Source organism: Serinibacter salmoneus (assembly GCF_002563925.1).
Taxonomy (GTDB): domain Bacteria; phylum Actinomycetota; class Actinomycetes; order Actinomycetales; family Beutenbergiaceae; genus Serinibacter; species Serinibacter salmoneus.
The window spans coordinates 383,864-397,062 of the sequence record NZ_PDJD01000001.1; the positions used below are offsets into that span (position 1 = coordinate 383,864).

General features: G+C 73.4%; 10 protein-coding genes. 4 read left to right on the forward strand and 6 right to left on the reverse strand.

The features are described from left to right. Window positions 1–82: 82 nt before the first annotated feature. Together ATL40_RS01490 and ATL40_RS01495 are read right to left on the reverse strand one after the other, a co-directional pair. The gene (locus ATL40_RS01490; protein WP_098467998.1) at window positions 83–2,962 is read right to left on the reverse strand and encodes a molybdopterin-dependent oxidoreductase; all 2,880 of its coding nucleotides are present in this window, start codon (window positions 2,960–2,962) and stop codon (window positions 83–85) included. Next, entirely contained in the window at window positions 2,959–3,816 is an 858-nt protein-coding gene (locus ATL40_RS01495) for an FAD binding domain-containing protein (protein WP_098467999.1), read from the reverse strand. The genes ATL40_RS01490 and ATL40_RS01495 overlap by 4 nt, the downstream gene beginning before the upstream one ends. A 126-nt stretch (window positions 3,817–3,942) precedes the next feature. Here ATL40_RS01495 and ATL40_RS01500 point away from each other — a divergent pair, with 126 nt between their 5' ends. From ATL40_RS01500 to ATL40_RS01510, 3 genes are read left to right on the forward strand one after another with little or no spacing between them, the layout of a single operon-like run. Beyond that, window positions 3,943–4,965 (forward strand): XdhC family protein, encoded by a 1,023-nt coding sequence (locus ATL40_RS01500; protein ID WP_098468000.1) that lies wholly within the window; start codon window positions 3,943–3,945, stop codon window positions 4,963–4,965. After that, window positions 4,962–5,627 (forward strand): nucleotidyltransferase family protein, encoded by a 666-nt coding sequence (locus ATL40_RS01505; protein WP_098468001.1) that lies wholly within the window; start codon window positions 4,962–4,964, stop codon window positions 5,625–5,627. Before ATL40_RS01500 ends, ATL40_RS01505 begins: the two co-directional genes overlap by 4 nt. 56 nt (window positions 5,628–5,683) lie before the next feature. Then, window positions 5,684–6,469, forward strand: coding sequence for a hypothetical protein (locus ATL40_RS01510; RefSeq protein WP_098468002.1), 786 nt, complete (start codon window positions 5,684–5,686; stop codon window positions 6,467–6,469). A 66-nt stretch (window positions 6,470–6,535) separates the two neighbouring features. On the opposite strand, the gene rocD is transcribed toward ATL40_RS01510, so the two are convergent. Then, window positions 6,536–7,762: an ornithine--oxo-acid transaminase gene (gene rocD / locus ATL40_RS01515; protein WP_098468003.1), complete on the reverse strand. Its 1,227-nt coding sequence runs from the start codon at window positions 7,760–7,762 to the stop codon at window positions 6,536–6,538. A gap of 47 nt (window positions 7,763–7,809) precedes the next feature. After that, window positions 7,810–8,712, reverse strand: coding sequence for a dimethylargininase (gene ddaH, locus ATL40_RS01520; protein WP_098468004.1), 903 nt, complete (start codon window positions 8,710–8,712; stop codon window positions 7,810–7,812). 163 nt (window positions 8,713–8,875) lie between these two features. Between ddaH and ATL40_RS01525 the strand changes: the two genes are divergently transcribed. Continuing rightward, window positions 8,876–9,307, forward strand: coding sequence for an Lrp/AsnC family transcriptional regulator (locus ATL40_RS01525; protein ID WP_211283042.1), 432 nt, complete (start codon window positions 8,876–8,878; stop codon window positions 9,305–9,307). Between the two features lie 168 nt (window positions 9,308–9,475). On the opposite strand, the gene ATL40_RS01530 is transcribed toward ATL40_RS01525, so the two are convergent. Together ATL40_RS01530 and ATL40_RS01535 are read right to left on the reverse strand one after the other, a co-directional pair. Then, window positions 9,476–10,585, reverse strand: coding sequence for a DNA polymerase domain-containing protein (locus ATL40_RS01530; RefSeq protein ID WP_098468006.1), 1,110 nt, complete (start codon window positions 10,583–10,585; stop codon window positions 9,476–9,478). Window positions 10,586–10,914: 329 nt separating this feature from the next. Next, window positions 10,915–13,149 (reverse strand): sensor histidine kinase, encoded by a 2,235-nt coding sequence (locus ATL40_RS01535; RefSeq protein WP_098468007.1) that lies wholly within the window; start codon window positions 13,147–13,149, stop codon window positions 10,915–10,917. Window positions 13,150–13,199 lie beyond the last annotated feature (50 nt).

Sequence of the window (13,199 nt, forward strand, 5' to 3'; positions counted from 1 at the left end):
GTGAGCGGTGATGGGAGCGGGATCTGTTGCCCGCCGACGCTAGGCCGCGCACGTTTCCGGTTCCGGCGCGGAACGGTTTCGGCTATGTGACGTTGCGTGACGAACCGGACTCGTGCTGCAGCAGTCGCCACACCCGGTCCCGGCTGAACGGCTGGGTGAACCCCCGCACCCCGATCGCCCGCGCGATCGCGTTCCCGATCGCGGGTGCCACGGGGTTGTAGGGGGACTCGCTCATCGACTTCGCCCCGAACGGGCCCAGCTCATCGCTCGTGCTGGCGAACAGCACCTCGGTGGCCGGCACGTCCGCGATCTGCGGCACCCGGTAGGTGCGCAGCACGGGGGTGAGCAGCCGCCCGTCGTCGCCCACCATCACCTCTTCGTACAGGGCCGAGCCGATGCCCTGCGCCACGCCGCCCTCGATCTGCCCGCGGCATTGCGCGGGGTTGAGCACCACACCGGCGTCGGCGGCCTGCACGGACTGCAGGATCCGCACCGTGCCGGTCTCGGGGTCCACGGCCACCCGCACCGCGTGCACGTTGAAGGCCAGGGAGCGCTGTTCGCCGAGCTCGCTGCCGTCGGCCACGAGGCCACCCTCGCGCACCTCGTCCGGGTCCGCGGCCGCGAGCACCTGATCCAGGTCGATCAGGCCCGACGGCGCAGCCACCCCCCGGTCGGTCAGCGTCACCTGGTCGGCGGCACAGTGGGCGATCCCCGCGGCGATCTCCTCGATCCGGCGCCGCAGCGCGAGGCACGCGGCGTGCAGGGCCTTCCCGGTCACGGTGATCCCCGCGGAGGCGAACGCGCCGGTGTCGTGGGAGACGGCGTCGGTGTCCCCGTGCCACAGGTCCACCTGGTCGGCACGGGCGGCGAGGTCGGTGACGGCGATCTGCCGCAGCACGGTCGTGGTGCCGTTGCCGAACTCCGCGGTGCCGGCCCGCAGCAGGTAGGTGCCACCGGGTCGCAGGGTGGCGGTGGTGTGGGAGATGTGGCCGAACGGTGCCATCGTGGCGATCATCGCCGTCGCCATCCCCTCGCCCACCAGCCAGCCCGCGGGGGCGGCCGCCGGGCCGAGGCCGGCCTCGGCCCGGCCCCGCTCCAGCGCGCCCTGCGCGAGGTCGAGGCACTGGTCCAACCCGTAGCTGCCCCACACGAGGTCGTCGTGACCGGGCGGGTCGGCCGGTCCGACGGCGTTGAGCCGGCGCAGGTCGAACGGGTCGATGCCGAGATCCTGGGCGAGCATGTCCATCGCGGACTCCACCCCGAGGATCACCTGCCCGAGCCCGTACCCGCGGAAGGCGCCGGAGGGCACGGTGTTGGTGTAGACCGCCTCGGCATCCAGCTGCACGGTGGGGCAGCGGTACAGGGTGGTGGACTCCGCGAGGGAGTGGAAGAGCACCCCGCGGGAGTGGTTGCCGTAGGCGCCGGTGTCGGAGAGCACGTCGAGTTTCATCGCCGTCAGCCGGCCGGTGGCGTCCGCGCCGAGGGTGACCGAGACCCGCATCGGGTGGCGCACCGCGGCCCGCGCGAACTCGTCGGCGCGGGTGAACTCGAACGCCACGGGCCGCCCGGTGCGCAGCACCGCGAGGGCCACGAGGTCCTCGGTGAACATCTCCTGCTTCCCGCCGAACCCGCCGCCCAGGCGCGCGGTGAGCACCCGCACCCGGCCGGGCTCCAGTCCGAACACGTGGCACAGTTCGTTGCGGGTGAGGAACGGCACCTGGGTGGAGGAGCGGATCACCAGGCGTCCGTCCTCATCCAGCCACCCGATGCTGCCGTGGGTCTCGAGCTGGGCGTGGGTGACCCGGCTGGTGCGCCAGGTGCCGCTGACCACGGTGTGGCTCGCGGCCAGGGCCGCAGTCGCGTCCCCGGTGTGGACGGCGGCGATCACGTTGCGGTGCGCCTGGTCCACCCGTTCGGCCGGGGTACGGTCGGGGTGCAGCAGCGGCGCGCCCGGGGAGCGGGCCGCCTCGGGGTCGGTGACGGCGGGCAGCACCTCGTAGTCCACCTCGACCAGGGCGCATGCCGCGTCCGCGGCCTCGGCGGTCTCGGCCACCACGGCCGCGACCCGCTGCCCCACATGCCGCACCACGTCGTCCAGCAGCCGGGTGTCGTCCGGGTCGTCGGTGCGGTGCTGGTGGCGGCCGGTGGAGTAGCGCACGTCGGGGGAGTCGTGGTGGGTGAAGACCGCCACCACGCCCGGCACCGCGAGCGCGGCGTCGGTGCGGATCGCGGTGATCCGGGCGTGTGCGTGCGGGCTGGGCACCACCCGCAGGATGAGCGCGCCGGTCGCCTCGTGCCCCGGCGGCAGATCGAAGGTGTAGGGCTCCGTCCCCTGCACGATCCGCCGCGCCGCGGGAGGGACCACGCTGCGCCCGACGGCGGCGCCCGCCACGTCCCTCGCCGGGTTCGCGGTCTCGCCCGGATCCTCGACCGGCGTCTCGCCCGGCTCCTCACCCGGCTCGGCACTCGCCGTGCCGCAGGCGCCGGTGCCGCACGCGCCGCCCGCCCCGCACCCGTCCTCGGCTTCTGCGCGGGTGACGCCCCGCGTGACGGCCTCGCGGATGGGCCGGTACCCGGTGCAGCGGCACAGGTTCCCCTTGAGCCGGCGGTCCAGGTCGGGCAGGTCCTGCGGGGTCAGGGTGGAGGCGGTGACCGCCAGCCCGGGGGTGCAGAACCCGCACTGGAAGGCGAAGCCGGTCGCGATCTCCTCCTGCACCGCGTTCAGGTCCTCCCCGGGGGCGAGGCCCGCGGCCGTGGTCACCCGACGGTCCGCGAGACGCTGTGCGGGGATGAGGCAGGAGTGCACCGGCTTGCCGTCCAGGAGCACGGTGCACGCGCCGCAGTCCCCGGCGTCGCACCCCTTCTTCACCTCGGTGTGGCCCTGCTCGCGCAGCAGGGTGCGCAGGCACTGCCCGGCGCGGGGGCCGGCCTCCCGCTCCTGCCCGTTGACCTCGAACCTCATGCGTCCTCCGCCGCCGCGGCTGCGCTGGTCAGTTCTTCCCGCGCCAGCTCCTCCCGGACCCGCCGCGCGAGCACCACGCTGACCCCGCGTCGCCAGTCGGCCGACCCCAGCGGGTCGGTGTAGTACCCCGGGGCGCCCGCCACCGCGGCCGCGAGCTCGTCGGTCGCGGGCAGCGCGGGGAAGCGCAGCACCGTGGGCGCGGCGGTGGCCGCGGTGATCGTCACGACGGCGCCGCCGCCGTCCGCGGGCGAGTCCAGGCGCCCGGTGACCACGGCGCCGGACCGGCCGTGCTCGGCCAGGGCGATCTTGCGCAGCGTCGCCCGAGCGCGCAGCGCCGCGGCCGGGAGCGTGACGGCGCGCAGCACCTCGCCGCTCGCGAGGGCGTTGCGCCCGTTGCCCGTGACCAGGTCGGCCACCGGGGCGTGGCGATCGGCGCCGTCGGGCCGCCAGATCTCCGCCACCCCCTCCAGGGTGGCGCACATTGCCACCATGGCGGCGGCCGCGTAGGCGCGGGCGATGTTCCCGCCCACGGTGGCGGTGTTCCAGATCTTGAAGGAGGCCAGGAGCGCGTTCGCGGCCTGCGGGATCAGGGTGGCGGCCCGCCAGTCCGCCGGGGCCGTCGGCGCCCAGGCGACGAGGTCGGCGATCGTGCAGGTCGCGGCGATCCGCACCCCCTCCCCGCTCACCTCGATCGGCTCCCAGCCCAGGCCGGTGAGGTCCACGAGGCCGGTGACGCCGGGCTGCGGCTCGCTCATCAGCCAGGTGCCGCCCGCCAGCAGTCGCTCCCCGGGCGCGAGCACGAGGTCCGCGCGGCTGCGCGCCGTGCGGTAGGAGGTCACGCTCGTGATGTCCATGGCTGAGGTCCTTGTCCGTGGTGGCTGGCAGTACAGCAGGGCGGCGTTTCACGGGCGTTACCGTCCGGGCAACAGCGGCGCGATCCCGCAATGTCGTGGCAATACCGCGGGCGTAGCCTCACCGTCATGCGGGAGATCCTCGACGTCGCGGCCCAGTGGGTGCGCGAGGGCGCGCCGTTCGCGGTGGCCACCGTGGTGGCGCGCACCGGCAGTGCGCCCCGGGAGGTCGGCGCGTCCATGGCGATCCGGGATTCTCACGCCTTCGGCGGGGTCTCCGGTGGCTGCGTGGAGGGCGCCGTGGTGCAGCGCGCCGCGGAGGTGGTGGCCACCGGTGAGTCCGTGCTGGAGACCTACGGGATCGAGGATGCGGACTCCTTCGCGGTCGGCCTGTCCTGCGGCGGCAGCGTGCAGGTGCTGATCCGCCCCGTGCTGCCCGGCAGCGCGGCGGCCCGCGAGATCCTGCTGCTGCAGGCGGCGGTGGCCGCCGGGGTGGAGGCCGCCCTGGAGCTGGTGCTCGACGGCGAGCGCACCCTCTCCCTGACGCTCACCTGCGCGCCGCACCTGATCGTGATCGGCGCGGTGGAGGTCGCCGCGGCCCTGACCCGGCTCGCCCTGGCCAGCGGCTACCGGGTCACGGTGGTCGATCCCCGCGCCGCGTTCGCGGTGCCGGAGCGGTTCGGCGGCGCCGAGGTGGTCTGCGACTGGCCGCATCGCTATCTCGGTGCGGACGGGGCAGCGGCGCTCGGGCCGCAGACCGCGGTCGCGGTGCTCAGCCACGACGCGCGCATCGACGCCCCGGCGCTCGCAGTGGCGCTGGGCTCGGCCGCGGGCTACGTGGGCGCGATGGGCTCGCGCCGCACCCACGCCGAGCGGCTGGACCGGCTGCGCGAGGCCGGCGCGAGCGATCAGCAGATCGCGCGGCTGCGTTCCCCGATCGGGTTGGACCTGGGCGGCCGGGGCCCCGAGGCGACGGCGCTGGCGATCCTCGCGGAGATCACCGCGGACCGGCACCGCGGGAGCGGCCGACGCCTGAGCGAGACCAGCGGCGCCCTGCACCGCGACAGTGTGGCGACCCCTGACGTGGCGGGCGACGCGGCGTGCACGCGTGCCGAGGTGCCGGCCACCGGCCTTGTCCCCGCGGGCGAGTGACACCCACCGATCGGACCGACGCGGCGCGCGGACCGGTCGGGCTGGTGCTGGCGGCGGGCGGCGGGCGCCGGTTCGGCGGACCGAAGGCCCTCGCCCGCAGCGCGGACGGCACCCCGTGGCTGCACCTCGCCGTCCGCGCCCTGCGCGCGGGTGGCTGCACCCGGGTGCTCGTCGCGCTCGGCGCCGGTGCGGACCGGGCCCGCACGCTCCTGCCGGCCGGAGTCCGTGAGGTCACGGTGCCCGACTGGTCCGAGGGCCTCGCCTCGAGCCTGCGCACCGCCCTCACCTCCCCTCACCTGGCCGAGGCGGCGGCACACACCGGGGCGAGCGGCGCCGTCGTGATCCCCGTGGACACCCCCGGGCTGCCCGCAGAAGCGGTGCGCCGCCTCATCGCCGCAGGCGAGGTCGCCGACCATGCGGCTGCGCTCGCGCGCGCCACCTACGACGGGCGCCCCGGGCACCCCGTGCTGCTCGGCCGCAACCACTGGGCCGCCATCGCCGCGGAGCTCACGGGCGACGCCGGTGCCGGCGCCTACCTGCGCCGGCACGCAGCACGGGAGATCCCGTGCGGTGACCTGTGGGACGGCGCCGATGCGGACACGCCAGGCCCGACCGGCGGCTCGGGAAACCCCGATCCCCACCGGTCACACCGCCGCGTCTAGGCTGAAGCAGCAGACATCGCACGTCATGGGGGAAATTCTTGAACACTGTCATTCGCATGCCCGCGCTCGCCGCGGCCTCGCTCGCCCTGGTCCTGGGAGCGTGCAGTTCGGGAGCGCAGGAGGCCGATTCGGCCACCGAGGCGACCACCGCGGAGACGGCTGAGGCGGCCACCGAGGAGGCGACTGAGGCGGCCACCGAGGAGGCGGCCGAGGGGGCGACTGAGGAGGCGACTGAGGCGGCCACCGAGGCGGAGTCCGCCGATGCCCCGCAGGAGGGATCCGGGGCGCTCTCCGGCGACTACCACCAGCCGGGGGAGACGATCTCCGCCGAGGAGCCCCTGCGGGTCCCGACCTACACCAACTACGTGGACCCGGACTCCGAGGGATACGACCCGGTCTTCACCGAGTACGCCTCGACCTACACGCTGGGTGAGGTGCGCCCGGGTGCGGCCCAGGATCTCGCCGACCACCTCTCCGCGAGCGACCTGGAGACGCTCGGGGGCTACGACGTCCACTACCTCGACTTCACCGTCGTGCTGGACGAGGGTCCCGTGGTGCAGGAGACCGACGAGTGGGTCGGCATCTACACGGTGCCGCAGTTCGAGGCCTATGACACCACCGGCCTCGAGGGCGGCACGCTGCTCCTCCCGCTGTCGACCTTCGACGCCTGCCGGGCCCCCGACCCCGGGGAACTGACGCGCACCGGGGAGGTCTCCGGCTGCCAGATCGTGGTGACCGAGCAGGGGGCGCCCATCGACCACCTCGCCTATGTGGGCGACAGCTACATGGGGGCCGACGGCGATACCTACGGACCCAACCCGGTCACCATCACGATGGGCTGATCGGGCAGGACGCCGACGCCCCCGCACCGAGTGGTGCGGGGGCGTCGTCGTCTCGCGCGGTTGTCCTCAGCCGCGCAGGTCCGCCAGCGCGAGGGTGAGCTGCTCCACCAGCCAGTCCACCTGCTCCGCGGTGATCACCAGCGGGGGAGCCAGCCGCAGCGTGTGCACGTGGGTGTCCTTCGCGAGGATGCCGCGGTCCTTGAGCTTCATTGCCACGTCCCGCGCCGTGCCGAGCGCCGGGTCGATGTCGATCCCCGCCCACAGGCCACGGCCGCGGATGGCGGTGACGCCGTCGCCCAGCAGAGCGGCCAGGCCCGCGTGCAGGCGCTCGCCGAGGGTGCGGGAACGCTCCTGGAACTCCCCGGTCGCCATGAGGCGCACGACGGCGGTGGCCACCGCGGCCGCCAGCGGATTCCCGCCGAACGTGGAGCCGTGGGTGCCGGGGGTGAGGACGCCGAGCACGTCCACGTCTCCCGCGACGGCGGAGACCGGCACGATCCCGCCGCCCAGGGCCTTGCCCATGACGATGAGGTCGGGCCGCACCCCCTCGTGGTCCACCGCGAAGGTGTCACCGGTGCGGGCGAAGCCGGACTGCACCTCGTCCGCGATGAACAGCACGCCGGAGTCCGCCGTGATCTCCCGCACGCGGGTCAGGTAGCCCTCGGGCGGCACGTTCACGCCCGCCTCGCCCTGGATCGGCTCGATCATCACGGCCGCGGTGTTCTCGGTGATGGCGGCGGCGATCGCCTCGGCGTCCCCGAACGGCACCGTGACGAAGCCGGGGGTGAAGGGGCCGAACCCGTCCCGGGCCACCGGGTCGTCGGAGAAGCTGACGATCGTGGTGGTGCGGCCGTGGAAGTTGCCCGCCGCCACGATGATCTCGGGCACAGCGATGCCGCGGACGTCGTGGGCGTGCTTGCGGGCCACCTTGATGGCCGTCTCCACGGCCTCGGCGCCGGTGTTCATCGGCACCACCATGTCCTTGCGCGTCAGCGCGGCGAGTTCGGTGACGAAGGCCGCCATCTTGTCGTGATGGAACGCGCGGCTGGTGAGGGTGAGCCGGTCCAGCTGCTCATGCGCCACGCGCAGCAGCTCGGGGTGGCCGTGCCCGAGGTTCACCGCGGAATACGCGGCCAGGCAGTCCAGGTACCGTTCGCCGTCGACATCCGTCACCCACACGCCCTCGCCCCGCTCGATGACCACCTCCAGCGGATGGTAGTTGTGGGCGGCGTGCGCCTCGATCGCGGCGATCTGCTCGGCGGCCGTAACGGTCGGGGTGCTGGTCACGCTCATCGGGTGCTCCTCGTGGCGATCGGGGTCGGGTGGCTCATCACAGGCTCTCACGCCCCGGGGGACGTGGCTGTCGGTGCGTGACGCAGCTCCAGCGTGCAGCACTTGATGCCGCCTCCGCCCTTGAGCAGCTCGGACAGGTCCACCGGCACGGGGGTGAAGCCGGCGGCATGCAACTGCGCGGCGAATCGCGTGGCCTGCGCGGCGACGACGACGTGGCGGCCGTCGGAGACCGCGTTCAGTCCCAGCACGCAGGCATCCGCCTCGTCGACCTCGATCGCGCCCGGGTACAGGGCGGCCAGGCGCGCCCGCGAGGCGGGGGAGAAGGCGGCGGGGAAGTAGGCGATGGTGGCGTCGTCGAGCACCGTCAGAGCGGTGTCGATGTGGTAGAACCGCGGGTCCACCAGCTCCAGCGACACGACCTCGCGGCCCAGGGCCGCCGCCAACTCGGCGTGTGAGGCGGGGTCGGAGCGGAACCCCGTCGCGGCCAGCACGCGGTCACCGATCGCGAGGAAGTCGCCCTCACCCTCGTTGACCGCCATGGCCTCCACCACCCGGTAGCCGGAACGGCGCAGCCAGTCGGCGTAGTGCCGGGCCTCACCGGCCCGCTGCGGGTAGTGGAAGCGGACGGCGAGCGCCACGTCGTCCACCACGGTGGCGCCGTTGGCGGCGAACACCATGTCCGGCAGGCCCGGGGCTCCCTCGATGACCTCGACCCGATGCCCCAACGCCGTGTAGGTGCGCCGCAGGTTCTCCCACTGCGTCATCACGAGGTCGTGATCCACCGGCACGTCCGGGTGCATCCAGGGGTTGATGGCGTAGGTGACGTCGAAGTGCGTGGGGCGGCACATGAGGTAGTGGCGCGAGGAGGCCACCCGCGTGGGTTCTGCGGTGGTCGCGGTAGTGGGGTCGCTGGTGGGCACGGTGGAGCGTGCGGTGAGCTCGGCGGTCATCTCTCTCCCAGTCTCGTTCGGGGCGCCAGTCGAGGCTGCGACCACGGTGACACGGCGCGACGGCGCACGGCAATGCCGTTCGGTTGCGCATCGGGACAATGGATCGCCACAGTTTCTGGCTGTTGTGGCGATTCATTGCGCTGGCCCCGTTACCATGGCGGGCATGGATGAGATCGACCACCGGATCCTCGCCGCGCTCGTCGCCGACGCCCGCGCCACCTACGCGGAGATCGGCGCCGACGTGGGTCTGTCCGCGCCGGCGGTGAAGCGGCGGGTGGACAAGTTGCAGGACTCCGGGGTGATCCGCGGGTTCACCGCCGTGGTGGACCCGGAGGTCCTCGGGTGGAACATCGAGGCGATGATCGACGTGTACTGCCAGGGCCGGATCTCGCCGGCCGAGTTGCGTGCGGCGTGGCTGCCGATCCCCGAGGTGGTGCAGGCCTCGACCGTGGCGGGATCCGCGGACGCCGTGCTGCGGGTGCGCGCGCGCAGCGTGCCGCACCTGGAGGAGACCCTGGAACGCATCCGGGAGGCCGCCGCCATCGAGCGCACCGAGTCCACCGTGGTGCTCTCCCGGCTCATCGAGCGCGGCTGAGCGGCGTGCCCGTAGGGCGAGGCGGGGCCCGCTCTGCCCGGGCGCTCGTCCCTCGCGCCCCATGCCCAGCCGCTCCGGAGCGGGCCCCCGCCTCGCCCCGTGAGTCGCCCGCGGTCGCGCTCTGCCCGGCGCTCGTCCCTCGCCCCGCGAGCCCGCCCGCGGTTGCCCTCAGTCGGTGTGGCGGGCCCGGGAGGGCTGCACCCGGGGCGGTTCGCCGGGCATTTTGGGGTAGTCCGGCGGATAGACCGCCTCGCCGAGTCCGTGATCGCGCTCGTCGCGCTCCACCCACTCCAGGAGGGTCTCCAGGCCGGCGGCCGGCACGGCATCGGTGCCGTTCGCGTCCGCGAACAGGTCGCCGACCTCCGCGAATCGCGCGGGCATCGTGTGCACGGTGAAGTCGTCCGGCTCCACGTCGGTGACCTCCTCCCATCGCAGCGGCGCGGAGACGGTCGCCCGCGGGTTGGCGCGCACCGAGTACGCCGAGGCCATCGTGCGGTCGCGGGCCATCTGGTTGTAGTCCACAAAGATCCGCTCGCCGCGCTCCTCCTTCCACCACGCGGTCGTGACGCGGTTCGGGTCTCGCCGCTCGACCTCCCGGCCCAGGGCCAACAGGGCGCGGCGCGCCGCCACGAAGTCCCACTCCGGGCGGATCGGGGCGAACAGGTGCAGCCCGCGACCGCCGGAGGTCTTGGGCACGAGGGTGAGTCCCGCCTCGTGCGCCACCTCCCGCACCAGTCCGGCGACGGCGGCGGCGTCGGCGAAGTCCGTGCCCGGCTGCGGATCGAGGTCGATGCGCAACTGGTCGGGGTGGTCCACCCCGCCGCCCTCCCCGCCGCCCTCCCCGCCGCCCTCCTCGCCGTCCTGCGCGGCGCGCCGGACCGGCCAGGGATGGAACGTGATCGTGCCCATCTGCACCGCCCACACGATGACCGCGAGCTCGGTGGGGCAGATCTCCCGTGCGGTGCGCCCCGAGGGGAAGGTGACCTCCACGCTCTCGAGCCAGTCCGGTGCGCCCGAGGGGACCCGCTTGGAGTAGAACCCATCGCCCTTGGCTCCGGTGCGGGTGGTCAGCGTCATGCCCTCGGCGTACCCCTTCGGCCACCGTTCCAGGGCCGTGGGCCGGTCCCGCAGTGCCGCGAGGAGGCCCTCACCCACACTCACGGTGTACCGGGCGAGGTCCTCCTTGGTGACTCCGGGTCCCGCGAAGAGCACCCGGTCGGGTGAACTCAGGCGCACGGGGCGGCCGGCGGCGTCGATCTCGATCGCTGAGGTGGCCATGGGCGGAGCCTACGCAGCGCGTGACGTGCGGGCCAGGGCCACCACCCACCCGGTACTTGAGGTGTGAAGAACTTGATTCGTGATAAGGAATCCGCCCGGGTCGCAAACCGGATCCCCAGCGCGACGCGTGAGGGTGGCAGGCTGGTTTCACGGTCGATTGCGGCGATGTCGCAGCCGGCCGAGAGTCCCCGGGTCGCGAGTCGTGCCCTCACACGCGTGCCGACCCGGCGGCTCGGGTCCTCCCCCACAGGCCCGAGCCGGGCTGGCGGACGGGAGGTGCGCCCTCCCGTCCGCCAGATCGTCCGCCTGTGGACCGCCGCTCGTCGGCGTCAGGCGCGCGCAATCACGGTGTCGGCCACGGCCCGCACGTCCCCACTGTGCGCCGAGAGCGCCGCGACCATCCGTTCCAGGTCGCGCTCCCGGCCTGCCTGTGCCACGAGCGTGACGGTGTCCCCTGCGGCGCTCACCGACAGGGTCACGCGCTGCGGGAGCGTGTCGCCGGTGAGCGCCGCCTGCAGGAGTTCAGTGGCGGCCGGCGGGGCCCGTAGGAGGTCGCTGGTCGTGGCGAGCACCACCTCCGATCCCGCGAGTCTGGCATCGCGGATCGCCTGTGCGAGTTTCGGTGTCAGGCCGAACGGCAGGTGCAACTCGTACCGGATGGTTCGTTCCAGGACATCGGCTTCCTCCAGCACGCTGGGGTCGCTGAGGTCCAGGTCGCCGCGCGCGATCGCGCCGAGCGTGGGGTCGAGAAGTCGGTGGATGTGGCGCGTGCGGGCGCGCACATCGGCGGTATGGCGCGCCGCAGCCGACTCGCGTGCCTGCTCGGCCGCGAGTTGGGCCTGTTCCCGGTCTCGCTCCGCCCCCATCGACAGCAGGATGTGCCGAAGGATGGTGCCGAGGGCGGCGGGCCACAGCGTGCTGAGGATCGAGGGAAGCGATCGGATGAGCAACGCGGGATCTCCCTCGTGCCCGGCACCGATGATCATCGGGATCATGACCCCCAGACACATCGCGCCCGCCGCAACCGGTGCGAGCACCCCTGACCGCAGGGCGGCGGAGATCCCGGGAGCCAAGGCTGCGAGCGAGATGGGCCAGGCCAGCGGGCCGATGATGTCATCGGGTCCCGAGGTGGTGACGAATGCGAGCAGGCCCAGCGCGGCGACGGCCTGCAGGGCCACGTGAACACCGAGGTCGGCCCGTTGCTCGCCGCGCCAGATGGTGATCCCCCCGAATGCCAGGAGACCCGCCGCCCACACCAGCCAGTACCAGCTCTGTCCCAGCAAGAGGACGGCGACGATGCCGTGACCGATTGCGAGGAGCGCGAGGGGGAGGAGCACACCGGCTGCTCCCCAGCGCGGGTCGGTCAACGAGGAGGTGAGGCAGTGCGCGCGCGTGGCCGCGCTCCCCTCACGTGCCTTCCGCCAGTCGGAGAACTGCCACGAGAGCACCACGGCGGTGCCCTGACCAGGGGTCGAGGTCACCGACACCTCGCCACCGACCTCGGCCAGGCGTTCACGGACCGAGTGCCGCATGCCGAAGGACTCTCGAGTGCGTGACGGGTCGAAACCGCACCCGTGATCGACGACGCGCACGACGACGCGCTCGGGTTCCTTCGTCACCGTCACGGTGGCCTGCGTGACGCCCGCATGCCGCTCGACGTTGCGGATGGCCTCGGCCACGGCACCGGCGAGAGCGTGCGTGACCTCCGCGGGGAGCTCGGGGCCGAGTGCCACCTCAGGTCCGTGCACGGTGATCCCGGGGATCCCTCGCTGCACGGCGTCCAAGGCCCGGGTGAGGGAGGACGTCGGGACATCACCGCTGCAGGTGGGGTCCTCCTGGTCGAGTTCGGCGGCCTGGTGCTCGACATCCTGCAGTCGCAGCAGGGCGCGGCGGGCCTCGTCGCGCGCATCGGTGCGTGAGACGGCGAGCGAGGCAACATGCCGCAGCGCCGGGAGCACCGCATCGTGCAGCGTGCGCTGGACCGCGCGATGGGCCGTGAGCTTCGCGCGTTGCGCTGCCGTCTCGAGCGAGGCCTGGGCGACCTCCCGGCGCGCGCGCTCCACCCGCAGATCGGCTGCCTCCATACCAGGCAACGCGATCGCCAATCCGGCGGTCGCGGCCATCGGCGGCAGGATGAGCTGGACGGCCTCGGCGGTGGGCCCGTGCGGTATCGCAGCGATGACCGACGCCGCCACGAGGACGAGCAGTGTCATCACCGACAAGCCGGGGGAACGTCGCAACATGACCACGGTGAGGAACATGAGGGAGACCATCAGGAGTGCCGCCACGTCGCGTGGCATGTTCCCGGGCCCGGATACGGCGAGCAGGAAGCTGGCCGTGCCGACGGCGATGGTCGTCATCGTCAGCCAGAGCGGCGGTCGCCGCCGGAAGGCGACGGGCACGAACACCTGGGCAACCGCGGTGTAGGTGACAGCAGCGATCGTCGCGAGACCGGAGACCGGCAAGGAGATCGCCACGATCAGCCACGCACCACTCACCGCCCCGAGGAACACGGAGACGGTCTTTCGCGCTGCGACCTCGACGCGCAAACCCTCGATCGGCATCAGGGGAAGGGTCCCTCAGATCGAACCCGGGGAATCGTGATCGGCCGCAC

Excerpts from the sequence above, each read along its gene's own strand:
- rocD (WP_098468003.1), bottom strand. The coding sequence starts at position 7,762 with ATGAGCGTGACCAGCACCCCGACCGTTACGGCCGCCGAGCAGATCGCC.
- ATL40_RS01495 (WP_098467999.1), bottom strand. The coding sequence starts at position 3,816 with ATGGACATCACGAGCGTGACCTCCTACCGCACGGCGCGCAGCCGCGCG.
- ddaH (WP_098468004.1), bottom strand. The coding sequence starts at position 8,712 with ATGACCGCCGAGCTCACCGCACGCTCCACCGTGCCCACCAGCGACCCC.
- ATL40_RS01510 (WP_098468002.1), top strand. The coding sequence starts at position 5,684 with ATGCCCGCGCTCGCCGCGGCCTCGCTCGCCCTGGTCCTGGGAGCGTGC.
- ATL40_RS01525 (WP_211283042.1), top strand. The coding sequence starts at position 8,876 with ATGGATGAGATCGACCACCGGATCCTCGCCGCGCTCGTCGCCGACGCC.
- ATL40_RS01530 (WP_098468006.1), bottom strand. The coding sequence starts at position 10,585 with ATGGCCACCTCAGCGATCGAGATCGACGCCGCCGGCCGCCCCGTGCGC.
- ATL40_RS01535 (WP_098468007.1), bottom strand. The coding sequence starts at position 13,149 with ATGCCGATCGAGGGTTTGCGCGTCGAGGTCGCAGCGCGAAAGACCGTC.
- ATL40_RS01500 (WP_098468000.1), top strand. The coding sequence starts at position 3,943 with ATGCGGGAGATCCTCGACGTCGCGGCCCAGTGGGTGCGCGAGGGCGCG.
- ATL40_RS01490 (WP_098467998.1), bottom strand. The coding sequence starts at position 2,962 with ATGAGGTTCGAGGTCAACGGGCAGGAGCGGGAGGCCGGCCCCCGCGCC.